Source organism: Idiomarina aquatica (assembly GCF_003987185.1).
GTDB classification, from domain to species: Bacteria; Pseudomonadota; Gammaproteobacteria; order Enterobacterales; family Alteromonadaceae; genus Idiomarina; species Idiomarina aquatica.
The window spans coordinates 56,504-81,026 of record NZ_PIPS01000005.1 but is presented as its reverse complement, the minus strand read 5'-3'; the positions used below and the strand labels follow the sequence as shown (position 1 = coordinate 81,026).

General features: G+C 51.5%; 29 protein-coding genes. 15 read left to right on the top strand and 14 right to left on the bottom strand.

Features of this window, described 5'->3' with window-relative positions; genetic code table 11:
- Positions 1 to 15 precede the first annotated feature (15 nt).
- The 7 genes from hisF to hisG are packed head-to-tail and all read right to left on the bottom strand — an operon-like array spanning position 16 to position 6,462.
- A complete protein-coding gene (gene hisF, locus CWE23_RS12885; RefSeq protein WP_126820457.1) occupies positions 16 to 801 on the bottom strand; it encodes an imidazole glycerol phosphate synthase subunit HisF in 786 nt (261 codons plus the stop codon).
- A complete protein-coding gene (gene hisA / locus CWE23_RS12880) occupies positions 783 to 1,520 on the bottom strand; it encodes a 1-(5-phosphoribosyl)-5-[(5-phosphoribosylamino)methylideneamino]imidazole-4-carboxamide isomerase (RefSeq protein WP_126820456.1) in 738 nt (245 codons plus the stop codon). Before hisA ends, hisF begins: the two co-directional genes overlap by 19 nt.
- Entirely contained in the window at positions 1,514 to 2,107 is a 594-nt protein-coding gene (hisH, locus tag CWE23_RS12875; protein ID WP_105306890.1) for an imidazole glycerol phosphate synthase subunit HisH, read from the bottom strand. The genes hisA and hisH overlap by 7 nt, the downstream gene beginning before the upstream one ends.
- A complete protein-coding gene (gene hisB / locus CWE23_RS12870) occupies positions 2,104 to 3,180 on the bottom strand; it encodes a bifunctional histidinol-phosphatase/imidazoleglycerol-phosphate dehydratase HisB (RefSeq protein ID WP_105306889.1) in 1,077 nt (358 codons plus the stop codon). The genes hisH and hisB overlap by 4 nt, the downstream gene beginning before the upstream one ends.
- A complete protein-coding gene (gene hisC / locus CWE23_RS12865; protein ID WP_126820455.1) occupies positions 3,177 to 4,247 on the bottom strand; it encodes a histidinol-phosphate transaminase in 1,071 nt (356 codons plus the stop codon). The genes hisB and hisC overlap by 4 nt, the downstream gene beginning before the upstream one ends.
- Positions 4,244 to 5,557 carry a histidinol dehydrogenase gene (hisD, locus tag CWE23_RS12860; protein WP_126820454.1) on the bottom strand — a complete coding sequence of 438 codons (1,314 nt, stop codon included), beginning with the start codon at positions 5,555 to 5,557 and terminating at the stop codon, positions 4,244 to 4,246. The genes hisC and hisD overlap by 4 nt, the downstream gene beginning before the upstream one ends.
- Before the next feature lie 11 nt (positions 5,558 to 5,568).
- A complete protein-coding gene (gene hisG / locus CWE23_RS12855) occupies positions 5,569 to 6,462 on the bottom strand; it encodes an ATP phosphoribosyltransferase (protein ID WP_105306886.1) in 894 nt (297 codons plus the stop codon).
- 376 nt (positions 6,463 to 6,838) lie between these two features.
- Between hisG and CWE23_RS12850 the strand changes: the two genes are divergently transcribed.
- From CWE23_RS12850 to CWE23_RS12800, 11 genes are all read left to right on the top strand, one after another.
- Complete coding sequence (locus CWE23_RS12850) at positions 6,839 to 7,096, top strand: hypothetical protein (protein ID WP_105306885.1); 258 nt, start codon at positions 6,839 to 6,841, stop codon at positions 7,094 to 7,096.
- Between the two features lie 145 nt (positions 7,097 to 7,241).
- A complete protein-coding gene (locus tag CWE23_RS12845) occupies positions 7,242 to 9,179 on the top strand; it encodes a DNA repair helicase YoaA (RefSeq protein WP_126820453.1) in 1,938 nt (645 codons plus the stop codon).
- Positions 9,154 to 9,897, top strand: coding sequence for a tRNA (adenosine(37)-N6)-threonylcarbamoyltransferase complex dimerization subunit type 1 TsaB (gene tsaB, locus CWE23_RS12840; protein WP_105306883.1), 744 nt, complete (start codon positions 9,154 to 9,156; stop codon positions 9,895 to 9,897). Before CWE23_RS12845 ends, tsaB begins: the two co-directional genes overlap by 26 nt.
- A gap of 73 nt (positions 9,898 to 9,970) precedes the next feature.
- The gene (locus tag CWE23_RS12835) at positions 9,971 to 10,270 is read left to right on the top strand and encodes a hypothetical protein (RefSeq protein ID WP_126820452.1); all 300 of its coding nucleotides are present in this window, start codon (positions 9,971 to 9,973) and stop codon (positions 10,268 to 10,270) included.
- 27 nt (positions 10,271 to 10,297) lie between these two features.
- A complete protein-coding gene (locus tag CWE23_RS12830) occupies positions 10,298 to 10,891 on the top strand; it encodes a Slp family lipoprotein (RefSeq protein ID WP_105306881.1) in 594 nt (197 codons plus the stop codon).
- A complete protein-coding gene (locus CWE23_RS12825) occupies positions 10,891 to 11,772 on the top strand; it encodes an alpha/beta fold hydrolase (RefSeq protein WP_126820451.1) in 882 nt (293 codons plus the stop codon). Before CWE23_RS12830 ends, CWE23_RS12825 begins: the two co-directional genes overlap by 1 nt.
- Before the next feature lie 85 nt (positions 11,773 to 11,857).
- Positions 11,858 to 13,528, top strand: coding sequence for a long-chain-fatty-acid--CoA ligase FadD (fadD, locus tag CWE23_RS12820; RefSeq protein ID WP_105306879.1), 1,671 nt, complete (start codon positions 11,858 to 11,860; stop codon positions 13,526 to 13,528).
- Positions 13,525 to 14,685: a ribonuclease D gene (gene rnd, locus CWE23_RS12815; RefSeq protein ID WP_105306878.1), complete on the top strand. Its 1,161-nt coding sequence runs from the start codon at positions 13,525 to 13,527 to the stop codon at positions 14,683 to 14,685. The genes fadD and rnd overlap by 4 nt, the downstream gene beginning before the upstream one ends.
- 21 nt (positions 14,686 to 14,706) lie before the next feature.
- A complete protein-coding gene (locus tag CWE23_RS12810; RefSeq protein WP_126820450.1) occupies positions 14,707 to 14,952 on the top strand; it encodes a YcgL domain-containing protein in 246 nt (81 codons plus the stop codon).
- Complete coding sequence (locus CWE23_RS12805; protein WP_241970645.1) at positions 14,949 to 15,992, top strand: lytic murein transglycosylase; 1,044 nt, start codon at positions 14,949 to 14,951, stop codon at positions 15,990 to 15,992. Before CWE23_RS12810 ends, CWE23_RS12805 begins: the two co-directional genes overlap by 4 nt.
- 8 nt (positions 15,993 to 16,000) lie before the next feature.
- Positions 16,001 to 16,444, top strand: a complete 444-nt coding sequence (locus CWE23_RS12800) for a YcgN family cysteine cluster protein (protein WP_105306875.1) — start codon at positions 16,001 to 16,003, stop codon at positions 16,442 to 16,444.
- On the opposite strand, the gene dsbB is transcribed toward CWE23_RS12800, so the two are convergent.
- A complete protein-coding gene (gene dsbB, locus CWE23_RS12795; protein WP_105306874.1) occupies positions 16,424 to 16,939 on the bottom strand; it encodes a disulfide bond formation protein DsbB in 516 nt (171 codons plus the stop codon). The two genes, CWE23_RS12800 and dsbB, sit on opposite strands and share 21 nt — an antisense overlap.
- A gap of 149 nt (positions 16,940 to 17,088) precedes the next feature.
- On the opposite strand from dsbB, the gene fadR reads away from it, so the two are divergent.
- Positions 17,089 to 17,799: a fatty acid metabolism transcriptional regulator FadR gene (gene fadR, locus CWE23_RS12790; protein ID WP_105306873.1), complete on the top strand. Its 711-nt coding sequence runs from the start codon at positions 17,089 to 17,091 to the stop codon at positions 17,797 to 17,799.
- A gap of 66 nt (positions 17,800 to 17,865) precedes the next feature.
- On the opposite strand, the gene CWE23_RS12785 is transcribed toward fadR, so the two are convergent.
- Positions 17,866 to 18,447, bottom strand: a complete 582-nt coding sequence (locus tag CWE23_RS12785; protein WP_105307771.1) for a superoxide dismutase — start codon at positions 18,445 to 18,447, stop codon at positions 17,866 to 17,868.
- A 201-nt stretch (positions 18,448 to 18,648) separates the two neighbouring features.
- Here CWE23_RS12785 and CWE23_RS12780 point away from each other — a divergent pair, with 201 nt between their 5' ends.
- The gene (locus CWE23_RS12780; protein WP_105306872.1) at positions 18,649 to 18,990 is read left to right on the top strand and encodes a Grx4 family monothiol glutaredoxin; all 342 of its coding nucleotides are present in this window, start codon (positions 18,649 to 18,651) and stop codon (positions 18,988 to 18,990) included.
- Positions 18,991 to 19,106: 116 nt separating this feature from the next.
- On the top strand, positions 19,107 to 19,712 hold the full coding sequence (locus tag CWE23_RS12775) for a peroxiredoxin (RefSeq protein WP_105306871.1): 606 nt from the start codon (positions 19,107 to 19,109) through the stop codon (positions 19,710 to 19,712).
- A 52-nt stretch (positions 19,713 to 19,764) separates the two neighbouring features.
- Here CWE23_RS12775 and rnt read toward each other — a convergent pair whose 3' ends face one another.
- A complete protein-coding gene (gene rnt, locus CWE23_RS12770) occupies positions 19,765 to 20,400 on the bottom strand; it encodes a ribonuclease T (RefSeq protein ID WP_105306870.1) in 636 nt (211 codons plus the stop codon).
- A 158-nt stretch (positions 20,401 to 20,558) separates the two neighbouring features.
- On the opposite strand from rnt, the gene CWE23_RS12765 reads away from it, so the two are divergent.
- Entirely contained in the window at positions 20,559 to 21,482 is a 924-nt protein-coding gene (locus tag CWE23_RS12765) for a flagellar protein MotY (protein ID WP_105306869.1), read from the top strand.
- Here CWE23_RS12765 and nth read toward each other — a convergent pair.
- From nth to rsxD, 4 genes are read right to left on the bottom strand one after another with little or no spacing between them, the layout of a single operon-like run.
- On the bottom strand, positions 21,479 to 22,114 hold the full coding sequence (nth, locus tag CWE23_RS12760) for an endonuclease III (protein ID WP_105306868.1): 636 nt from the start codon (positions 22,112 to 22,114) through the stop codon (positions 21,479 to 21,481). The genes CWE23_RS12765 and nth overlap by 4 nt on opposite strands.
- 4 nt (positions 22,115 to 22,118) lie before the next feature.
- Positions 22,119 to 22,811, bottom strand: coding sequence for an electron transport complex subunit E (locus CWE23_RS12755; RefSeq protein WP_126820449.1), 693 nt, complete (start codon positions 22,809 to 22,811; stop codon positions 22,119 to 22,121).
- Positions 22,804 to 23,463 (bottom strand): electron transport complex subunit RsxG, encoded by a 660-nt coding sequence (rsxG, locus tag CWE23_RS12750; protein WP_105306866.1) that lies wholly within the window; start codon positions 23,461 to 23,463, stop codon positions 22,804 to 22,806. The genes CWE23_RS12755 and rsxG overlap by 8 nt, the downstream gene beginning before the upstream one ends.
- Positions 23,453 to 24,523: an electron transport complex subunit RsxD gene (gene rsxD / locus CWE23_RS12745; RefSeq protein ID WP_105306865.1), complete on the bottom strand. Its 1,071-nt coding sequence runs from the start codon at positions 24,521 to 24,523 to the stop codon at positions 23,453 to 23,455. The genes rsxG and rsxD overlap by 11 nt, the downstream gene beginning before the upstream one ends.

Here is a 24,523-nt window from a genome sequence, read left to right as displayed (position 1 = left end):
TCCTGTCTGCGTTTTTTAAGGCTGCTCAAGCGGGCGTACAACCACATGATTGGCCAGTAATTGCTGCTTCAGTTCTGCCATGCTGATGATGTTTTTATGAAACACCGAGGCCGCCAATGCGCCGTCCACATTCGCCTGTTTAAACACATCAATAAAGTGTTCGATGCTACCGGCACCGCCGGAGGCGATCAACGGTATATCGCATTGCGCGCGAAGCGTACGCAGTTGTTCGATATCATAACCTTGGCGGACGCCATCCTGATTCATGCAGTTCAGCACGATCTCACCAGCACCGCGGGCGACCACTTCTTTCACCCAGTCTTTGGTTTGCCAGGCGGAGCGACGTGATTTACTCTCGTCGCCGGTGAATTGGTGGACTTCGTACTCGCCGCTCTCGGCGTTGAAAAAGCTGTCGATACCAATCACCACACACTGCTGACCAAATTCATCGACCAGTTCATTGATCAAATCTGGGTTTAACAGTGCCGGTGAGTTTATCGATATTTTGTCCGCGCCCATCGACAATAACGTTTGTGCGTGGGCTTTACTGCGGATGCCGCCGGCGACGGTAAAGGGAATATCAATCTCGCGCGCAACACGCTCTACCCAGGACTTGTCGACCGTACGGCCATCGGAAGACGCTGTGATGTCATAGAACACCAACTCATCAGCACCGATTTCGGCATACCGTCGCGCCAACGGTAAAATATCACCGATTAACTCGTGGTTACGAAACTTAACGCCTTTGACCACCTGACCATCGCGAACATCAAGGCAGGGAATTATGCGTTTTGCCAGCATGCGATCGCCTCCTGCAGCTCAAACTGTCCGGTTAAAAGAGATTTGCCCAAAATGGCGGAATCACAGTTGACGCGTTTCAAATCGATCAAATCCTGAAGATTACTGACGCCCCCGGATGCCTGCCACTGAATTTGTGGGTACAGCGCTTTGTAGCGCTGATAGAGCGCCACATTGGTGCCGCTTAGAGTGCCGTCTTTAGCGATGTCGGTACAGAGTACATGGCGACAACCCACATCAAGAAAACGGTTTAACACGTTGTCAAGGGTCAGTTCGCTGCTCTGCTGCCAGCCGTGCGTTGCGACCATGGCTTTGCCGTCATCGGCAATGTTGACATCCAGAGCCAGTACAATGGCGTCGGTACCGTACTCGGTAAACCAGTGACGGACGCGGTCAGGTTGATTGACGGCGGTTGAGCCTATCACGACACGCTCAATACCAGCGGCAAAGAGGTCGTCTAAATCCTGCTGAGTACGAATACCGCCACCGGCCTGACAGCGTAGTCCGGATTGTTGGGTAATCTCTTTTAACAGCGCCTGTTGGCGTTTGGCCGGATCTTTGGCGCCGTCCAAGTCGACCAAGTGCAGCCACTCAGCGCCCGCCGCTTTGTATGCTTGAGCCTGTTGAACGGGATCCAGAGGGTATTCCGTCTTCTGTGCGAAGTCACCCTGGAAAAGGCGTACAACACGGCCATCGATTAAATCAAGCGCAGGAATTAACATGTACCTAGCTCCAAAAATTGTTTCAACAATTGACGCCCGGCTGCGCCAGAACGTTCGGGGTGAAATTGCGCCCCGATAAAGTTGTCTTTTTTGATCATTGCGGCAAAAGGTTCACCATAGTTGCAACGGGCAATGGTGTACTGATCTTCGGCCACGGCATAACTGTGAACAAAATAACAGTAGGGCGTTTCCGCGGCGGCCAACAATGGATTTTGATTAACCGCACTGATGGTATTCCAACCCATATGCGGCAGAGGAAGTCCTTCGGCCTGCATACGTTTGGTCTGCGCCGGAATAACGCCTAAACAATCGACGTCGCCTTCTTCTGAGTGCGCGGTCATCAATTGCATTCCCAGGCAAATCCCCAGTACTGGTTGGGTGAGGTTTTGCAGTGGTGCCACCAGTTGTTTACGCTGCAAATTGCGCATCGCTGCGGCGGCGGTACCAACACCCGGTAAAATCACCCGATCAGCCGCGGCGATGAGCGCTGCGTCATCGGTAATCAGCGGTGACACACCGAGTCGCTCAAAAGCGAACTTAACCGAGGTTAAGTTCGCGCATTCGGTATCGACAATGACGACCTTCATGCCAACATTCCTTTGCTCGACGGTAATTGATTGTCGCCAGTACGGGCAATGGCCTGACGTAGCGCGCGACCAAACACTTTAAACAGACTTTCGACCTGATGATGGCTGTTGCCCTCAGTGGTTGAAAGGTGCAGGCTCATTGCCATGGCGTCGGTCAGTGAACGGAAAAAGTGTTCAACCATTTCGGTTGAGAGTTCACCGACTTTATCGCGGCTAAATTCAGCGTCCCACTTAAGATAAGGACGGCCGGATAAATCGATCAAACATTCGGCGCGGCACTCGTCCATCGGCAGTGCAAAACCAAAGCGGCCGATGCCACGCTTATCACCCAGTGCCTGCCGCAGTGCCTGCCCGATAGCCAGCGCGGTATCTTCTACGGTGTGGTGATCATCGATGTGTAAGTCGCCCTGAACCTTTACCTGTAAGGCAAAACCTGCGTGGGTCGCAATTTGCTCCAACATATGGTCGAAGAAACCAATGCCGGTGGCAAACTCACGCGGTCCCTGTGCGTCTAGGTCCACGCCGATAAAAATATCGGTCTCGTGTGTGGTACGAGTAACCTGTGCGGTACGCGGGCGAGTAATCAGTTGCCGGCAAATGGCGTCCCAGTCACATTGCTTACGATCGTAGCGAATACCGCGGATGCCCATGCTTTGCGCCAGTTGCATATCGGTTTCCCGATCGCCGATAACGTAGCTGTCGGTGAAGTCGATAAGACCTTCCTGCAAATAGCGCTGTACCAGGCCCAATTTAGGTTTACGACAACTGCAGTTATCGTCATCAAAGTGTGGGCAAATCAACACGTCCTGAAAACGAATGCCCTGCGATTCAAATACGCTCATCATTAATTGATGAGGACCTTCAAAATCAGCCGTCGGAAAGCTGTCGGTACCCAGCCCATCCTGATTACTCACCATCACCAGTTGGTATCCGGCTTGCTGCAATTTAAGTAAGGCGGGAACCACATTAGGTTCGAACACCAGTTTGTCGAATCGGTCCAGTTGCTTGTCGACCGGCGGCTCTTCTACCAGGGTGCCGTCGCGGTCGATAAATAACCAACGCTGCTTACTCATGCTGATACTCCAAAATAATCATTCAATTCGTTTAAAAGTGCCTGGTTTTGCGCTTCATCACCAATACTGATGCGCACGCATGAGGGCAGATTGCGCTGCGCTGACTGGTTGCGGATCAAAATACCCTGGCCGGCTAGAGCCTGGATAAGTTGCTCAGCATTGTCGACAGCATACAATAAAAAGTTGGTATCGCTATCGGCAATCCGTCGCATGGGTAATGGGTCTAATGCCGATGTGAGACGCTCGCGCTCGGTGACCAAGGCGGAAACTTGTTGTGTTAAACGTTGTAGCCCCTGTTGACTCAATGCCTGTGTGGCAACTTGTACGGTCAGATCCGGCAACGGATAAGGCGCCAGAACTTTTTTCAGAACAGTAATGACGTCACTGTTCGCTAACGCAAAGCCACAGCGAGCCCCGGCTAACGCAAAGGCTTTCGATAACGTACGCAATACCACCAGGTTGGGGTATTGGTTCAGTTGTTGCGCAACCGATGCTTGTGGGCAAAATTCGATGTAAGCTTCATCAACCACCACCAGGGTATCCGGACATTCCGTCAATACCCTATGCAGGTCTTCAGCCGCCAGACGTTGTCCGAGCGGATTCGAAGGTGAGCACAAAAATACCAGTTTGGCCGCAGCGGCACGGGCGATCAGCGCCGTCATGTCCAGTTGCCAATTGTCCTGCAGTAAAGGTACTTCGATCACCTCCGCGCCATGAGTCTGTGCGGAAATGGCGTACATACCGTAGGTCGGCGGGCAAATAACTACCGCGTCCCTGGCTGGCTCGCAAAAGGCACGGATGAGTAACTCGATGGCTTCATCGGAGCCACGGCAGCTCATAACTTGGTCCTGCTCGACACCGGCATAATCGGCATAGGCCTGGTTCAGTGCGCTGGATTGAAACGCCGGGTAGCGATTGAGCTGACTGTCATCCAGTTGGTAGCTGTTACAGTAGGGTGATTCATTGGCGTTTAACCAAACGTTGCCACCGCTCATGCTGCGACGGGCGGAGGCGTATGGCACCAGCTCAGCCAGGTGCGGGCGTTGCAGTTTATCAGCTAACTTCATGAGTTCACCTCTGTACGGATGGTAACAGCTCGGGCGTGGGCATCCAGACCTTCCAGTTCGGCCAGTGTGGTAATCGCATCAGCCAGACCTTGCAAACCTTCGCGACTGGCTTCTTGAACCGTATAGCGACGGTAAAAGTCGGTCAGTCCCAAACTGCTGTAATTGCGGGCATAACCGTAAGTTGGCAACACGTGGTTAGTACCGGTGGCGTAGTCACCGCCGGACTCCGGTGTGTAGTGACCAACAAAGACGGAACCGGCTCGTGTTAACTGCGGCAACGCTTCGCGGGCATCATTAAACTGCAGCGACAAGTGTTCCGGCGCATAACGTTCAGACAGCGTTAATGCTTGCTGTAGCGAATCAGTAACCAGCAACCGGCTGTTGGTTAGTGCCTGAGCGGCAATGTGTTGGCGTGACAACTGTGCGCATTGCTGCAGCAATTGCTCGCGAACCTGAGCCGCTAATGATTCTGACGGTGTTAACAGGATTACCTGCGAGTCAGCACCATGCTCTGCCTGCGACAATAAATCTGCCGCAACAAACGCCGGACTGGCGCTGTCATCAGCGATAACTAAAAGCTCTGAAGGGCCGGCCGGCATATCAATGGCGACGCCACTTTGATCCTGACTGACCTGTTGCTTGGCTTCAGTGACAAAGGCGTTACCCGGGCCAAAGATCTTATCGACGGGTTCGACCGACTCGGTACCGTAAGCCAATGCCGCGATCGCCTGAGCGCCACCGCATAGCAGGATGTCATCGATCTCGCACAATTCGGCAACATAGGCAATGGCTGCCGGAATCGAACCGTCTTTGGCCGGAGGGGTGACCAACACTTTACGCTGGCAACCGGCAATCTGCGCCGGTACACCGAGCATTAGTGCGGTTGACGGCAATGTTGCGGTACCACCGGGAATGTACAACCCGACCGACTGCAAGGCAACGTAACGTGACTCGCAGACTACGCCTGGGGCCGTTTCAACCTTGAGATCACGGGGACGTTGCTGCTGGTGGAACCGACGGATGGTTGCGTAAGCGGTATCGATGGCCGCTTTGACCTTAGGCGTCAGCGCAGCAATTAATGCCTGACGCTGTTGTGCTGTCATCAGCAGTTGACTGGCATTGGCGTCATCAAACTGGCGGGTCAGCTTAAGTACGGCGTCATCACCACCCTCGCGAACCTGTGCCAGAATGTCGCTGACACTCTGTTTTAGCTGTGCTGAACGACTTTGTTCCGGGCGTGCAAGACGCGCAGATTGTTGTTCAGCGGATAACTCATTCCAGCGTTCAACTGCAATCGTTAATGCGGACATCGACGACCTCCTTAGCCCATCATTTTCTCAATTGGCAGCACTAGAATCGAGCTACAACCAATCGCTTTAAGATCTTCCATAGTTTCCCAGAACAGCTTTTCGGTACTGACCATGTGTACCGCAACTTGTTCATCGGTGTGGCTCAGCGGCAACACCGTCGGGGTTTCCGCACCCGGCAATAAGGCAATCACTTCGTCAAGCGCGGCTTTGGGGGCGTGCAGCATGATGTACTTACTTTCTTTTGCCAGTTGTACACCATCGATTCGTGGCAGTAATTGGTCAATCATTGCCTGTTTTTCCGGTGATAACGGCTCGTTACTTTGAATCAATTGCGCCTGCGAACGAAAAATAACTTCTTTTTCCACCAAGCCATTGGCTTCCAGCGTGGCTCCGGTAGACACCAAATCACAGATAGCATCAGCTAACCCAGCGCGCGGCGCCACTTCAACGGAACCGGTAAGGTTGACGTTCTTAGCACTAACGCCGTTGTCTTTTAAATAACGTTGCAACAGGTAGGGGTAGGTGCTGGCGATACGCTTACCGTTAAGGTCAGACAGCTTTTCAAACGGCGTTTCGCGGGGCACGGCGATGGATAACCGGCAACCACCAAACTCCAGTGGCCGTAGCGGCTTGTATTCGGCAGCGTCGCCGACGGCTTCGCGCTCTAAGCGAACTTCCTCTAACACGTTCTCGCCGACCAGTCCTAAGTCGACGACGCCGTCCATGACCAGACCCGGAATGTCATCATCACGTACACGCAATAGATCGATAGGGTGGCTGGTGCTGTGAGCAATTAAACGCGCTTCGTTGATGCTGAACTTAACGCCACAGGCGTTCAGCAGTGCCAGCGACTCTTTACTCAGTCGTCCCGATTTTTGAATGGCGATGGTTAAACGTTCGGTCATAATTGCTCCTAAAATTAAAAAACCCTTCGAAAGTCGGCCTTTCGAAGGGTTGTATAGTCATGCGAAAGGCTAGCGTTATTCGGCTAGCCCATAGACAAACTGATGGCTAGCCCATGTAAAACCAATGATGATGGTGGTGCTGGCGCATTTCAGTTTGCATTTCGCGACTCCAATGTGGGTGATTAACAAATAAGTTGTATAGCATGATAACGACTCACAGGATAAATGCAACCCTCAGGTTAAATTTAATCCAGCCGATAAGGTTGAAAAGAGCCGGTTAAAATTTGTACAAATGGAAAAGGGTCTGTATACTCAAAACGAGGTCTGAGCCTGAGCTCAGTCCTACCGAGGCAACCCGTCAGCAGAGAGAACGAACGTGGCAAACTTCGATGCAATGGTACCTTTGATTCCGCGTGATGCGCGTATTCCGATCGATCAGGATCGCGAGCAATTGCGCGTCAATCAGGTAGAAAAAACCAAAGAAGTGGCTAAAATCAGTGATGAGGAAAGCAATACCATCACCGATAACGACGCTCGTCGTCAGTCCGGCAAGCAAGGGTCACAACAGCAGCAAAATGCGCCGCAGCAGGATGCTGACGGCGATAATGATGGTCATATTGATACCTACGCCTAAGCCATTCTCCCGTTATCTGCCGTCAACCGAGCCAGGGCGGCTCGAATCAATAAACACAATTGCCAGTTCGATCACGCGTGTTGCTGTGTCATAATGCCCGCCTAATTTGAGTGTTCAGATAAGACCTTAGGAAGCAGTGCCTGTTATGAGTAAAGTCGCCGACGTGTTTAAACCGGGTGGGCAACTGTCGGCCGCTATTGATGGCTTTCAGCCGCGCGATGCGCAGCTTGAGATGGCTACGGCCATAGAAAAGACCATTCGCGCCGGCCGTCAGTTAGTGGTGGAAGCCGAAACCGGCACCGGTAAGACCTTTGCCTACCTGGCGCCGATTCTGCTTGCCAAAGAAAAAGCCATTGTTTCGACGGGCACTAAAAACCTGCAGGAACAGCTGTTTCATCGAGACCTGCCAACGCTGCGTAAAATTCTTGCCCCAAAGAAAGTGATTGCGCTGCTAAAAGGCCGTGCCAATTATTTGTGCATTTATCGGCTGGAACAGGCGCAGCAGCAGGCAGGGCAGTTGCCAAAAACAACCCAGCACCAGTTGTTAAAAGTTAAGCGCTGGTCAACCATGACCCGCAGTGGCGATATTGGCGAACTCAACGAACTGCAGGAAGACGCACAGGTGATGCCGCTGGTTACCAGCACCAAAGATAATTGTCTGGGCCGTGACTGTCCGGTTTACGACGAGTGTCACCTGGTTACCGCCAGAGAAGAAGCCAAAAAAGCCGATATTGTGGTCGTCAATCACCATCTGTTTTTTGCGGATCTTGCGGTGAAAGATACCGGCTTTGGCGAAATCATTCCTAACAGTGATGTGGTGGTATTTGATGAAGCGCATCAGGTACCGGACATTGCCAGTCAGTATTTTGGCGATGCGATATCATCACGCCAGCTCACCGAACTGTGTGAAGAAGTAACTCGTTTGTGTCTGACTGAGCTGAAAGATTTGTCTCAGGCGACGCAAATGGCACGTACCTTTGAACAGGTGGTGAAGGATTGGCGACTGCAGTTTCCCCGCGATCCAATGCGCGGCAACTGGCGGGAATGGCGGCAGCAGGATGCCATGCAAGAAGCCACCAGTCGGGTTCAGGAAAAATTAGAAACCTTGGTGCAAGTGCTGCAGACGGCACGTGGTCGCCACAAAGACATGGATAACCTGATTGAACGAGCCGAAGAATATTTAAGCTTGTGGCAGCAGTTAATGGATACCGACGAAACCGGCTATAGCTACTGGTTTGAGACCACGGTTCGGCATGTGGTGCTGCACCAGACGCCGTTAAGTGTGGCAAAAAAATTCGGCGGCTTAGTGCGGCATAGCCAGCGTTCCTGGGTATTTACCTCGGCAACCATCGCAGTCAACGAAAAGTTTGAGCACTTTACCCATCGGCTCGGTATCTACGATGCTGAAACGTTATTATTAGCCAGTCCTTTCAATTTTGCCGAGCAGGCGCTGCTGTGTCTGCCGCGCTACTTGCCGGAAGCCAATGACTATAATCGTCATACGCTGCTGGCTGATATTGCGCAGCAGTGCATAGACCATAATCACGGCGGTACCTTTTTGTTATTTACCAGCCACCGAATGCTGCAGCAAATGGCGGACTTTTTACGCGATCGTATTGACCGTAAAGTACTGGTGCAGGGCGACGCCGGTAAAACGGAGTTGATTAATCAGTTCACTAAGGCCGCCAACGCGGTATTACTGGGAACATCCTCGTTCTGGGAAGGGGTCGACGTGCGTGGCGATGCGTTACGTTGCGTCATTATCGATAAACTGCCCTTTGCATCTCCCGATGATCCGTTGTTAAATGCCCGCGTTGAAGACGCGCGCTTACGTGGCGTCGACGCGTTCAGTACCATCCAGCTACCACAGGCTATTATCGCGTTAAAGCAGGGGGCCGGACGGTTAATCCGTGACCAGCGTGATCGCGGTGTGCTGATTGTCTGCGATAACCGGCTGGTAAACCGCTATTACGGCGCACGATTTTTAAAAAGCCTGCCGCCGATGGCGCGCACCCGGGATCTGCAGAAAGCTTTAGATTTTTTAGACGAGAGCAACCATGACAAACACACTACTGGCAATTGATACTTCAACCGAAAATTGTTCGGTTGCCCTGTTGGCCGGCGATCAACTCTATCAGCGGGTACAAGAAAGTCCGCGGGAACATTCACAACGGCTGTTGCCTTTTGTGGATGACGTATTGGATGAAGCCGGCTTAACTCTTGCGGATGTGCAGGGGCTGGTGGTTGGCAGTGGCCCGGGCAGTTTTACCGGCGTACGTATAGGCGTGTCGGTTGGTCAGGGGTTAGCCTTTAGTGGTCAGTTTCCCGTGTATCCGGTGTCGAGTCTGCAGGCGCTGGCGCAAAAGAGCATTCGTTGTAACAGCGCGGCTACCGTTGACAAAGGTCATCAGCCGCCGCAACTGGTGTTAGCCTGTATTGACGCGCGGATGTCAGAAGTTTATTACGCGCTGTACGAAAACGTAAATGGTATTGCCGTGGCGATAACCGAACCGGCCGTCGCCAAACCTACCGCGGCGTTGTTCAGGGAACCGCTGCTGGCGCTGAATCTGAACGGTGACGAGAAGGTAACCACCGCCGGAACCGGGTGGGATAACTACAGTGAGCTACTGACGGCTGATTTACCGTTAAGCGTCAATTTAAGCAACGATTGTCGTTTGCCCGAAGCGCGCGATATGTTGACGTTGGCTCAGGCCGGACAAGCGAATGCGGTTGATGCGGAGGCGCTGGAACCTTTATATGTACGCAACGAAGTGACCTGGAAAAAGCTACCCGGACGTTAATTTTTGTGGATGACTTGGCATAAGCAGCGGAACTCGCCATAATGAGATCAGTCAAAGTAATGAGTAGCGAGCGGTGAATATAAACAGTATTGGCCTACAACCCGTTGATCGCTTTGCGTCCAAGGCGCCGCAGCGAGCGCAGCCGGTTGCTGATAACGCCGAGCAACGCGCATCGGAAACGGCACGGCGCAACGATGTGGTTGTGCCGGCTGATAACGGTCGTCAGCGCGCACAACGCTGGCAACAGCTTAATACATTTTATGATGCACCTCCGCCGTCATCGCGGCGCGCGCTGGAAGCCTATCAGGGCGTCCAGTTGAACGAGCGCAGAGAAGAAGTGAAATCAATGTTTGGCGTTGATCTCTACGCCTGACAGGTCGTCATCAACAAGGGTGGTTATATGAAGAACAGCTTGATTTTTGTTACGGCGCTTTTGCTGGCGGGCTGTACTACGATTCCTGAACCTATTAACACAGCGGAAGACGTACCGTTAGTGAGCTATTCCGCCGCGCTGAATAACCCCGAACAAGTGGTCGGGCAACAGGCGCGTTGGGGCGGTGTTATCGCGGATGTACGCAACGCTGAAGATGAAACCATTATCGAAATGGTTAACTTCTCGTTGAAAAGTTGGGGACGTCCGTTGGTCAGTGATGACAGTAATGGTCGGTTTCTTGCCATTATCGATGGTTTTGTCGATCCGGAAGTGTATCAACCGGGACGCAGCTTAACGGTGTTAGGCACCGTTCAGGAAACGCGTATCGGTAAGATTGATGAATATACCTATCGCTATCCGGTGTTGAAGGCGACAGGGTACTATTTGTGGCCGAAGGAAAAACCAAAAATTGAGGCGCAAATCGATTACTCACCACTGTGGTTCCGGCATAACTTTTATGCCCCTTACCCGTATCGTCCTTATTATATCCCGCGGCCGCCCATTTCCAACGACGGTGGGTCAGATAAAAACTCCGGAAGTCCGAGTAAAAACCGTCACTAATGGCTGGACAGTTTCGTGAAACGCTCGCCGCCGCGACGGCGGTGAGCTATAAGTTGCCGTGGGGAACGGTACGCGGACTTTGCTGGGGAGATCCTAAAAAAGTACGGGTTATTTGTACTCATGGTTGGCTTGATAACGCCCACAGTTTTTTACCCATAGCACATCACTGGTCACGCAGAAAGGGTGGTTTATTGGCGTTAGACTGGGCCGGACATGGGTTATCCGATCACCGTCCGCCCGGCACACATTACCATTTTATTGATTATGCCTATGATCTGTGGACATTGCTGGAACAACAGAACTGGCAGGATATTGTATTAGTCGGGCACTCGATGGGCGGTTTTGTCAGTAATGTGGTAGCCAGTTTATGCTCACAACGATTGCGTCACCTGTTGTTGATCGAAGCCTTTGGGTTACTGGTCAGTGACGGTGAAGACGCGCATCAACAGTTGCTCAGCGGATTTCAGTCACGGCAAAAACTCAGCGGGTCTAAGTGGCGGGACTACAGTGAATTGAGCAGCGCGGTTGAAGCGCGGATGAAATCTGCCGATTTTTCTCAACCGTTGGTCGAAATACTGGTGCAGCGAGGTTGCTATCGAAACCCGCAGGGGCGCTGGCAATGGCGCGCCGATCCCCGGGTAAAAGCGACTTCACCGTACCGTTTGCCGGCGTCGACGTTAGAGCAACTACTTCAGCAAATTTCTACCCCTATCACCTTGATTCGCGGTGAAAAAGGCTATGACAAAGTGGAACCGGCGATCGCTCGCTGGGGACATTGCGTGGAACAATTGAACGTTCACCGCGTTGCCGGTGGACACCATGTACATATGGAAAATCCAGAGCCTTTTGCGCGGCTTATCGCCGATATTACTGCATCTTAGCAACTAGGATTAACTGGTCGGATATGCGATGATGCGCGTACAACTATAAACATAATAATAGAAACTATTCGATTCGGAGCCTGATATGGATAAAATTTGGCTGAAAAACTACCCTGCAGGGGTGCCAGAAACTATCGATCCAGACCACTTTGCCTCGCTCGTTGATATTCTCGAAATGAGTGTAGACAAGTACGCTGATAAAGTTGCTTTCGTCAACATGGACCGTGAGATGAGCTTTGCCGAGTTGGGTGAAAAAGCTCAGCAATTTGCAGCGTATTTGCAAAGTACGGGCTTGAAAAAGGGTGACGCCGTTGCCGTAATGATGCCTAACTTGTTGCAGTACCCGGTCGCTTTATTCGGTATTCTGGCGGCAGGCATGACGGTGGTTAATGTGAATCCACTATACACGCCACGGGAACTCAAGCATCAACTGACCGACTCCCATGCGAAAGGCATCGTGATTCTGGAAAATTTCGCGCATACCCTGGATAAAGTGCGGGCTGAAATTCCCGAATTGCAGCAGGTGATTACCACACAAATTGGCGATATGTTACCGGCGCCCAAGCGTTGGATCGTCAACGTTGTGGTTAAGTACGTGAAACGTATGGTAGAAGGACACAACCTTAAAAAAACCATCGACTTCAACGGAGCCTTGGCGAAAGGTGCTTCGGCGTCTTACCAGCGACCAGAAATTAGCGGTGACGATTTAGCGTTTCTGCAATACACCGGTGGCACCACGGGCGTGGCCAAAGGTGCGATGTTATCGCACCGTAATATGGTGGCGAACCTGGAACAGGTTTCCTCGGTTATTACGCCGATTATGAGCGACGGTGAAGAGATCATCATCACCGCGTTACCGCTGTATCATATTTTCGCGTTAACCGCGAATTGCCTGACTTTTATTAAACACGGCGGGCGCAATATTTTGATCACAAACCCACGTGATATGCCGGGTTTTGTGAAAGAGCTTAGTAAGTACAAATTCTCGATGATTTCTGGTGTGAATACCTTGTTCAACGGCCTGTTGAATACCCGCGGCTTCAAAGACCTGGACTTTTCCAATCTGAAGGTAGCGCTGGGCGGGGGAATGGCGGTACAAAAAGCAGTCGCTGAACACTGGGAGCGGGTAACCAAGTCGCGCTTACTGGAAGGTTATGGCTTAACCGAGTGCTCGCCGGTAGTTACCGTTAACCCATACGACATCGAGCACTATACCGGTAGCATCGGTTTGCCGGTACCCAGTACGGAGATGAAAATCTGCGATCCTGAAACGGGTGAAGAACTGCCAATTGGCGAGCCGGGAGAACTGCACGTAAAAGGTCCACAGGTTATGGTCGGCTATTTGAACCGCCCTGACGCGACTGCAGAATCCATCAAGGACGGTTGGTTTGCAACCGGCGACATGGCCACCTGTGACGAGCGCGGCTACTTCAAAATTGTCGATCGCAAAAAAGACATGATTTTGGTGTCCGGTTTTAACGTCTACCCTAATGAAATCGAGGACGTGCTGGCGGAGCATCCAAAAATTCTGGAGTCGGCAGCCATCGGCGTACCACACGAGTCATCGGGTGAAGTGGTAAAAGTCTTTATTGTTGCCAAAGACAAATCATTGACCGAGCGTGAAGTCATTGAGTTCTCGAGAGAAAACATGACCGGCTACAAGGTGCCGAAACTGGTTGAGTTTCGCGATGAATTACCGAAATCGAACGTCGGTAAAATTTTACGTAAAGAATTGCGCGATGAGGAAAACGCTTGAGTCTGATAGATGTTCCTAAGTCGGTACTTGATTATCAGTTAATCGATACGACCGATGCCTTGCAGGACTTTTGTGAATCAGCCCGCTCTGCGGGCTGGTTTGCAATTGACAGTGAATTTGTACGACAACGTACCTATTACGCCAAACTGGGGTTGCTTCAGGTTCATGCGGCCGGCACCACGGCGGTGATTGACCCGTTAGTGAAACTGAATTTGGCGTCGTTATGGCAGTTGATTGCGGACCCGGCTGTGACGTCCGTATTGCACGCGGGTGGTGAAGATATTGAACTGTTTTACAATCAGTCCGGTAACGCGCCGCAACGTATTTTTGACACACAAATTGCTGCGGGCTTTTGCGGGCTCGGTAGTGCCATGGGCTACGCCAAACTGGTGGAGCAATTGTGTGGCGGAGTGGAGTTGGATAAAAGTTTATCGCGCACCGACTGGCTGCGGCGCCCGTTAACCCCGCAACAATTGGACTATGCGGCTGCCGATGCCAGTTACTTATCAGCGATGTATCCCTATTTGCTGCGCTTGTGTGAAGATAAAGACGTATTGGACATTGTGCTGGCGGAAAGTCGGCTGCAAGTCGAAAAACGTACTCAGGAAATCGCGCCGGATTTACTCTATCTGTTCATTGGCAATGCCTGGCAACTGAACCCGCAACAGCTAGCGGTGTTACAGCGCTTAACGGCGTGGCGTCAGCGTAAGGCACAAAGTCGTGATATGCCGATTGGCTTTGTCTTCAAGGATGGCGTGCTGCTGGAGTTGGCGCGTCGTCAGCCGAGCTCAGAGAAGCAACTGCACGGGATTGATGGACTGCCACCGTTGACGCGGAAGTATTCCGGTGCCGAACTGATAGAAGTGATTCAGGATAGCCGACAACGGCCGCAGAGCGACTATCCGGCGCCGTTGCAACGCTTAGATGACATGCCGGGCTACAAAGACGCGGTGAAAACAATAAAACAGGGTATTCAGCGAGTGGCGACGGAACTGGATGTTGACCCGGTGCTGATTGCCTCACGCAAGCAAATCAATGACTTTTTAAACTTCCATTGGCAATTTTCATCGCATCAACAACAACGGCTACCGCAGCCAGATTTAAAGCAGGGTTGGCGCTGGCGCCTTCTTGAGGCAGAATTAAGTGGTTTAATTTAGGTTGTACGGGAGGTACCACGGATGCTGTGTGACGTATTTAGCAGTCGGCGTAAGGCGGATACCTATCTGTATTTGCAGCATGGCGCTGACTTTGACGATGTGCCGGAACCGCTGCGAGAGAGCTTTGGGCCACCGACAAAAGTATTGACGGTTAACTTGGCCAAGCGCGATCAACTGGCGCGAATTTCTTCGGCGGATTTGATAAAACACCTCAAAGAAACTGGGTTTTATCTTCAACTCCCCCCTCAGCAGGAGTCACTCAAGTGAATAAATTTTCGATGTTAGGCGCGGCGGCGGTGGTCGCCTCGCAATTATTGGTCATGCCATTAGTGAATGCCGCAGGGCACGATCCTGAAGACGGTGAAAAACACAGTCACGAACAGGATCAAGCACAGGTTCAGCAACAGTTTAACGACTATGTTGCCAAGCTCAAACAGGAAGCCCTGGCAGCCGGCTATCAGCAGCAAACGTTGGATTTAGCCTTCGCCGACGTTGAGTACTATCAGCGAGCGGTTGAACTGGATAAGAATCAGCCGGAATTTAAACTGACGTTGGACACCTATCTGCCGCGCGCAGTGCCAGAATGGAAAGCCGACAAAGCGCTGGAAAAATACCGTGAACACCAGCAACTGCTGGAAAAAATTGGCGCAGAGTATGGGGTTCAGCCTCGCTTTATCGTGGCCCTTTGGGGGATCGAAACCAATTTCGGGTCGTTCACCGGTGGCTTTAAGGTGGTTTCTGCGTTAACCACGCTGGCGTTCGACGGCCGTCGTGAGGCGTTTTTCAAGAAGCAGTTATGGGAAGCGTTAACCATCATTGAAGAAGGGCACATTAAGCCTGAACAGATGAAAGGCTCATGGGCCGGCGCTATGGGACAAACTCAATTTATGCCGAGCTCGTTTATGAGCTATGCGGTCGATTATGACGGCGACGGTAAAAAGGACATCTGGAACAGTTACGGAGACGTGTTCGCGTCGGCGGCGAATTACCTGAAATCCGTTGGTTGGCGTGATGACGTCACCTGGGGCCGGCAGGTACAGTTGCCTGAAAATTTCGATACCACGCTGGCGGATTTGGATGTCAAAAAGTCACTGGATGAATGGCAGGCACTAGGGATCACGCGCATGGATGGTTCGGCACTGCCTAACCGTAATGATATCAAAGCTTCTGTGGTGATTCCTGACGATAAAGAAGGACGCGTTTATCTGGCGTATGCTAATTACGACGCGCTGATGCGCTGGAACCGTTCACATTATTTCGTTGCCGCGGTTGGCTATTTATCTGACCGTATTCGCTTTCCTCGATAGTGGCGGTAATGGCCTGGTATGACAAGCCACTTGAGCGCCTCTCCAACGATGAGTGGGAGGCGCTGTGTGACGGCTGTGGCCAGTGTTGCTTAAATCAACTGCAGGACGAGCAGGACAACCTCTATCAAACCGATGTCGCTTGCCGTTTGCTGGATACCGGCAAAGCACTTTGCAAAGACTATGCAAACCGCACCCAACGGGTGCCGGAATGTGTGCCGTTAAGCCCCGATAATCTGGCGCAAGTGTATTTCATGCCGAAAAGCTGTGCTTATCGATTGCGGGCGCAGGGTCAAGCACTTCCCGATTGGCATCCGCTTCGGCATGGAGGAGATAAAACGCCAATGAAAAAGGCCGGCTACCACGTTGCCGGCCGTTGCATCAGCGAGTCCGAGTTTGCTGGCGAACTTGAGGATCGGATTGTAACCTGGCCGCTACTGCCGGCCTCGGATTAAGTGCAGTAACGCAACAATCACCGCTAAGCTCAGCAAGCCGGCGAAGATAAAGGTCATCCAGCCGGGCATGCCCATCCCTAAAAAGGCCCAGTCGATATCGCCACACAGGCCCGGTGCGGCAAAAAAGCCAGGAATCCACTCGTGTAAGGGTAACCAGGCCGGAAAATTAGGCGCGCTTTCGCACACCGCAAAGAATGCGTTTTTCGACGTTTGTAAATCCCAGTGATCGTAGGCGATGCGCAGGCCTTCAAATGCGGCATAGCCCCATCCTAAAAGCCCCAGCCAACGTGTCAGCCAAAATTTATAACCTAAGCCGCCAACCAGTGCCGCCAGTGCAATACCCAACACCGCTGCACGTTGATACACACATTTTACGCAGGGCTCCAATCCCATGCCGTGTTGAAAATACAGTGCGATAACAAACAGCAACATGGTGCCGAGAAAAAGCAGCAGCCAGGGAGTCTGGCGGGCAGGCCATTGGGCAAGCGGGGTCATGATCAGTCCTTTTGTTGATTTGGTTATAAAAATGCGCCTAAACCTTACCGAACTGACGTCATGATGTCGATATAAAGCGTGCGCCTTGCTTGTCCGACCTCATAGAAGGCTGGTAGAATTCAGGTATTGTTTCGCAGACAGGCAAAAGAATGATTATAAAAGCAAAAAGCCCCGCGGGGTTTGCTGAAGAATATATTGTTAAATCAATTTGGAATGGTCATTTTGCACCGGGCACCATTTTGCCGGCCGAACGCGAGCTGTCAGAGTTGATTGGTGTTACTCGAACCACGTTGCGCGAGGTATTACAGCGGTTAGCCCGTGACGGTTGGCTGACCATTCAGCACGGCAAACCGACCAAGGTGAATAACTTCTGGGAAACGTCCGGCCTTAATATTTTGGAAACGCTGGCACGGCTGGACGAAGACGGCATGCCGGAACTGGTTGATCAACTGTTATCTGCACGCACCAACATCAGTGCTATTTACATTCGTGCTGCAATTCGTCATAACCCGGCACGGGCTCTGGCATTGTTAGAGCAGGCCGCGGATCTGGATGATGACGAAACCGTATTTGCGGAATTTGATTATCAGTTGAACCACGACATGGCCATGGCGGCTGATAATCCGATTTACGTACTTATCCTTAATGGCTTTAAAGGGCTTTATTCGCGCATTGGTCAATATTATTTTTCCTCGCCGGAAGCGCGTCAGCTCGCCCGCGATTATTACGCGAATTTGGCGGCGGTGGCCAAACGTGGTGATTACAACGAGTCAGTTAATCTGGTGCGTCGTTACGGTTACGAATCGGCAGAAATTTGGCACAGCTTACGTGGTGATATGCCGGAAGATTTGGTCGATTAGGCTTTGCGCTTTAGGCTGCGCGGTATAGGTAACTTGCGCCTGGCGGCGCAAGTTACGGTATGGGGATTACGCGAAGTTTTTGTTCACGAAGTCCCAGTTAACCAGTTTCCAGAACGCTTCCAGATAGTTAGGGCGTGAGTTGCGATAGTCGATGTAATAAGCGTGTTCCCAAACATCAACCGTCAGCAGCGCTTCTACGCCGTCATGAGCCACTGGGGTGTCGGCATCGTCGGTGTTCAAGATGTCAACAGAGCCATCAGATTTTTTCACTAACCACGTCCAGCCTGAACCGAAGTTACCGGCCGCGCTGGCGTTGAATTCTTCCTGAAACTTCTCGAAAGAACCCCATTTGGCATTGATCGCATCAGCGATTGCGCCAGTAGGAGCGCCACCGCCGTTTGGCGACAGACAGTTCCAGTAAAAGGTGTGGTTCCAAACCTGTGCGGCGTTGTTAAACAGACCACCTTTTTCAGATTTGATGATGTCTTCCAGTGATTTGCTTTCTAAATCAGTACCTTTAACGGCATCGTTGAGCTTGCTTACATAAGTAGCGTGGTGCTTGCCATAGTGGTATTCAAGCGTTTCTTCAGAGATGTGCGGTTCCAGGGCGTTCTTCTCGTAGGGAAGAGCGGGAAGTTCAAATGCCATAATGTCCTCTCCATAGTTTTCTTTTTGCAAAAAGCAACTTACACAATAGCGAAAGTGCAAGCTCATTAGTAGTACTCACTACGATATATAGGGACGATTGGTTTCATTTTCAAGGCAGAAATTGTAACTTGCGTCTGCTATAATACTTGAGTATTTTAATCAACCATTAGCAGTCACCGAGACGTTAGAAATAGAGGTCCTATGGAAACCATCGATAAGATTAAACAGCAAATTGCTGAGAACCCAATTCTTTTATACATGAAAGGTTCGCCTAAGCTACCAAGCTGCGGCTTCTCATCGCAAGCTTCACAGGCGCTGATGGGCTGTGGTCAGCCGTTTGCCTATGTCGACATTCTACAAAATCCGGACATTCGCGCCGAATTACCGAAGTACGCTGACTGGCCAACGTTTCCACAGCTGTGGGTAGAGGGTGAGTTAATTGGCGGATGTGATATCATTATTGAGATGTTCCAGAATGGCGAACTACAACAATTGATCACAGAAGTTGCTGAGCGCCACCCGGAGCCAACAGAAAAGGAATAAATCAGCAAACAGGTTGGGGCGGGTCTTGAAATCGATCCAACTGACCCCCATCCTCGTACTGTACTGATTTAACGCTTTAGTTAAGCTACTTTCATATCAACAAATGGAGAGAATCAATGGCTGTATTAGTAGGTCGTAAAGCACCTGATTTCACTGCCGCAGCAGTATTGGGTTCAGGCGAAATCGTTGAGAATTTCAAACTGTCTGACCACATCAAAGGCAAAAAAGCGGTAATCTTTTTCTACCCGCTGGACTTCACGTTCGTATGCCCTTCAGAATTGATCGCATTCGACAAGCGTTTAGAAGAATTCAACAAACGTGGTGTGGAAGTAATCGGTGTCTCTATCGATTCTCAGTTTACTCACAACGCATGGCGTAACACTTCAACTGACGCTGGCGGTATCGGTCAGGTTAAGTACCCACTGGTTGCTGACGTTCGTCACAGCATCTGCAAAGCGTACGATGTTGAGCACCCAGAAGCCGGTGTTGCTTTCCGTGGTTCATTCCTGATCGACGAAGACGGCGTTGTGCGTCACCAGGTTGTTAACGATCTTCCATTAGGTCGTAACATCGACGAAATGCTGCGCATGGTCGATGCTCTGAACTTCCATCAGAAGCACGGTGAAGTTTGCCCTGCAGGCTGGGAAGAAGGTAAAGAAGGTATGAAAGACAACCCTGAAGGTGTTGCTGCTTACCTGTCGAAGAACGCTGACAAACTGTAAGTTAGCGTTGAGTTGATAAGAAACGCCGCTGATGAGCGGCGTTTTTTTATGTCTAGTCGTTGGCGCGTGGCCAACCACCCAGCACTTTCCACTCATTGACCATCCAACAGAACAGCTCTGCAGTGCGCTCGGTGTCATAAATGGCCGAGTGAGCCTGTTGTTGATCAAAGGCAATGCCTGCCGCTTTGCACGCCTTTACCAGCACCGTCTGGCCCAGGGTTAAAGCTGCCAACGAGGTGGTATCAAAGCTCACAAAGGGATGAAATGGATTGCGTTTAATGTTGCTCCGCTCAGCGGCTGCCATCATAAAACTGTGGTCAAAGTTGGCGTTGTGACCGACCAGTACTGAACGTTGGCAACCTGCCGCTTTCTGCGCTTTACGAATGGGTTTAAACATTTCTTTTAATGCCACATCTTCGGCGATGGCGCCGCGCAGCGGTGAGTGAGGGTCGATACCGTTAAAATCAATGGCTGCCTGTTCGATGTTGGCACCTGCAAAGGGCTCAATATGGTAATGCAACGTTTCCGTTGGTTTTAACCAACCGTCATCGTCGAAGTCCAGCAACACCGCGGCGATCTCCAGTAACGCATCCTGGCGGGGGTTAAAACCGCCGGTCTCGACATCAATAACAACCGGTAGATAACCTCTAAATCGCTGTTTCATTAAAGACTCTGTTGAGTCGGACATGCGCGCTCCATTTGCCTGGTAATTACGAAAGTTGCCATAGTATGCCAAAAACCACCGGTGGTTGTCGCCTTAACCGTTAAAGGATTCGCGGTGACGGCCGATAGCACTGATAGAAAACCGGTGAGCTTAAGCATTTAATTTGTACGGTAGGAACCAATATGCCAGTAATTAAAAACTGTCGCCTCAAACACACTCTGGTCGCCAACACGGTTGTTGCGGTGCTGGGGTTGCTGACTGTTCCTGCAGGTTCGGCAAACGCGGTACGCCATTATAGCGCTAACCTCGACAACTCTATGTGGTATCTGGCCGAAAACAGCCGTCTTGAGTGTGGTCTTGAGCACACCATTCCGCGGTATGGCAAAGTAGAATTTAACAGCGAAGCGGGTAAGCAGCTCAATCTGCGTATGCAACTGGATATGCAGCAACTGCCGGATGGTTATGGGGTTGCAAAAATTGAGTCGGTAGCGCCGCGTTGGCAGCCAGGACAAGCGACCTACGCGCTCGGTGATATGCAGTTTTACAAACAGTTTGACGGTGAGATACAAAAGCAAATGGCGTGGACACTGTTGTCTGAATTGGAAAAAGGACGCTACCCCACGTTCTATTATCAAGATTGGTATAACCAAACTGATACCGTAGCGGTGGCTTTGTCCTCGGTTAATTTCCGAGATGCCTATGATGCCTTTCGCAGTTGCATTAACGCGTTACTGCCGTTCAGTTTTGAAGACATTGCTTACACGGTGTTGAATCATGAAGATGACAGTGAAAAACTGACGCCGGCGTCGCAGCGTAAACTGGAACAGATCAGTCAGTATCTCGCCGTAGACGACGAATTGGAGCTGGTACTGGTGAATGCCTACACCGACGCCCTTGGCGCCCGAGAACCCAATCAGGAATTGTCAGAGAAACGCGCGGAAGAAATTAAAAATTTCTTTGTCGAACGTGGCATCGCGGAACAACGCATCGAAACGGTTGGGCATGGCGAAGACCGGCCAATAGCCGGCAATGCCAATGCGCTGGATCGGGCGAAAAACCGCCGCGTGGTGGTGCGGCTGTCAAAACCTACCGGGGTGCAGCTCTAGTCGCTGGTTTTCTGTTTAAATTCGCAGAGGTCTTCGATCACGCACGAGCCGCAGCGGGGTTTCCGCGCGACACAGGTGTAACGGCCATGTAAGATCAGCCAGTGGTGCACATCCACTTTAAATTCTTTGGGCACTACTTTTATCAGCTTTTCTTCAACGTCTTTGACGTTTTTACCCGGAGCCAGTCGGGTACGGTTCGACACGCGGAAAATATGCGTGTCAACGGCGATAGTGGGCCAGCCGAAAGCGGTATTGAGAACGACATTCGCGGTTTTACGCCCGACACCGGGCAGTGCTTCGAGTGCCTCGCGGCTTTCTGGTACCTCGCCCTGATACTTTTCCACCAGGATCTTGCAAGTCTTATAGGCATTCTCGGCTTTCGAGTTAAACAAGCCGATGGTCTTAATGTGTTCCTTGATGCCATCAACGCCTAATGCCAGCATTTTCTCGGCGGTTGGCGCGACTGGAAATAATTTACGGGTGGCTTTATTAACACCGACATCCGTTGCCTGCGCCGACAATAACACCGCAATCAGCAACTGAAATGGCGTTTCGTATTCCAGCTCGGTGGTGGGGTTTGGGTTGTGTTCCCGTAAGCGACTTAAAATTTGATAGCGTTTTTCTTTATTCATACTGTTACGACTCTGCGGTGACTCGTGCACGAGTGACCGTTTTCTCAATTTTTTCTGCTTTAGCCTCACGTTTGGCATCAATCCAGTTCTTACCGGCAATAATAAAACCCAGCCCGATAAAGGCTCCCGGTGGTAAGATCGCCAGCAGCAACGGGTAATTGACTTCAAATAATTCAATACGCAGCTGCGCTGCCCAGTCGCCAAGCAACAGTTCAGCACCATCAAACAGGGTGCCGTTGCCGATAATCTCCCGCATTCCACCCAGTAACATCAACACTAAGGCAAAACCGACGCCCATAACCAAACCGTCAAAGGCTGCTTTGGGCCATGGATTTTTCGAGGCGTAGGCTTCAGCACGACCAATGATCGCACAGTTGGTCACAATCAATGGAATGAAGATGCCAAGTGACTGGTACAACTCGTAAACGTAGGCGTTCATCAGCAGTTGGATGATGGTAACAAAGGTTGCGATGACCATCACAAATACTGGAATTCGAATTTCTTGTGGTACCCATTGGCGTACCAGCGACACGGTAATATTCGAGCCGACCAGTACGAACAAGGTGGCTAAGCCCAAGCCCATGGCGTTGGTGATTGAAGCGGTGACCGCCAGCAGTGGACATAACCCCAGCAGTTGCACCAGCGCCGGGTTATTTTCCCACAGCCCCTGGCGGGTAAGTTCTCTAAATTCACTCATCGCTGACCTCCATTACCTGCTCCTGCTGACAGCGGGGCAAGTCGGCGGCAAACAGCGTGTCGCTGTTTTGCTGTAAAAATAATGTTGCCCGCTTAACCGCCTGAACGACGGCACGAGGTGTGATGGTGGCACCGGTAAATTGGTCAAACATGCCACCGTCACGTTGCACTGCCCAACGTTTATCGTCGGCCGAACGAACCCGTTTACCACTAAAGGAACGGATCCAATCGCTTTTTTGTGTTTCTATTTTGTCACCCAGTCCCGGCGTTTCCTGATGCTCTAACGTGCGAACGCCCAGCACGGTGCCATTGGGATCGATAGCCAACAGCAAACGAATAGCCCCTGAATAACCGTTAGGGGCGATAATTTCAGCGGCCAACGCACTGCGTCGGTCATCGTTAAATGCACGATACAGAGCGGTAGGCTCTGATGTGCCCAACGCCGGTTCTTGGATCAGCCGGCAAGACTGATAAAGATCGTTATCGTGTAAGGTTGATGGAATAATTTCATTAAGACTACGAAGCGTCTGAGCGCGCTGCTGTGCCTTTATACGATCCTCGGTGAGTGCTTCTACTGCCAACACCAAAAACGTCGCTATAATCGCAAATAGCGCTAATAACAGCCCATTTTTTTGCATTGTTTTAGTTGCCATTATGATCTCCCCGCGCATGACCATAGACCGTTGGCCGAGTGTAACGATCGATCAGCGGCACACTCAGGTTCGCCAGCAGGACGGCAAAGGCAACGGCATCAGGATAGCCGCCCCAGCTTCGAATCACCCAGATAAGGAAACCAATCAACAGGCCAAACACCAGGCGTCCTTTCGGTGAGGTAGCCGCTGAGACCGGATCGGTCGCAATAAAAAACGCACCAAGCATGGTGGCGCCACTGAGCGCGTGAAACAGCACTCCGGGCATCACCGATGGGGCCAACAGGTGAGCAACGAAAGCCGGGATTAATAAGCCGGCCAGCAAGCCGACCGGAATATGCCAGCTGATGATCCGCCGTTGCAGCAGGATTGCCCCGCCAAGCAGAAAGGCCAAGTTCACCCATTGCCAGCCGACACCGGCGAGCACACCAAACTGCGGGCGTTGAAAGATTTCGTCCAACGTATAGCTTTGCGAGAGAGCGGTTTTGACGCTGTCGAGCGGGGTTGCCATGGTCACTCCGTCGATGTTGGTGCGCAGTTGCTCGACGCTGTAGCCCGCCGGCGTGTATTCAAACAAGATGGTGTGCAGTGTCTGCCATAAACTTAAGTCGTGGCTGCTGATGGTTGCAGGCGGCAGCCAATTGGTCATTTGTACGGGGAAGGATACCAACAGCAACACATAGCCGGCCATTGCCGGATTAAACAAGTTCTGTCCCATTCCTCCGTATAACTGTTTTACGACGATGATCGCAAAGGCGGTACCGATGACGATGATCCACCAGGGGGCGAGGGAAGGAATGGAGATGGCCAACAGTACGGCGGTGACCAGCGCGGTATTATCGCGCAGCGCTGAGCGTGCATCACGATTGCGTGCCATCATGCACAAGCTTTCAGCAAGATAAGCGGTGACGATGGCAAGGATCAACTGAAACCAAACACCGGCACCGAAAAAATAGCTTTGTACTAAAAGGCCCGGCAGCAGGGCATAGCATACCCAACGCATCATTCCGCTGGTGCTTTGCTGGCTATGCCCGTGCGGGGCGGCGGCAATGCGAAAACTCAT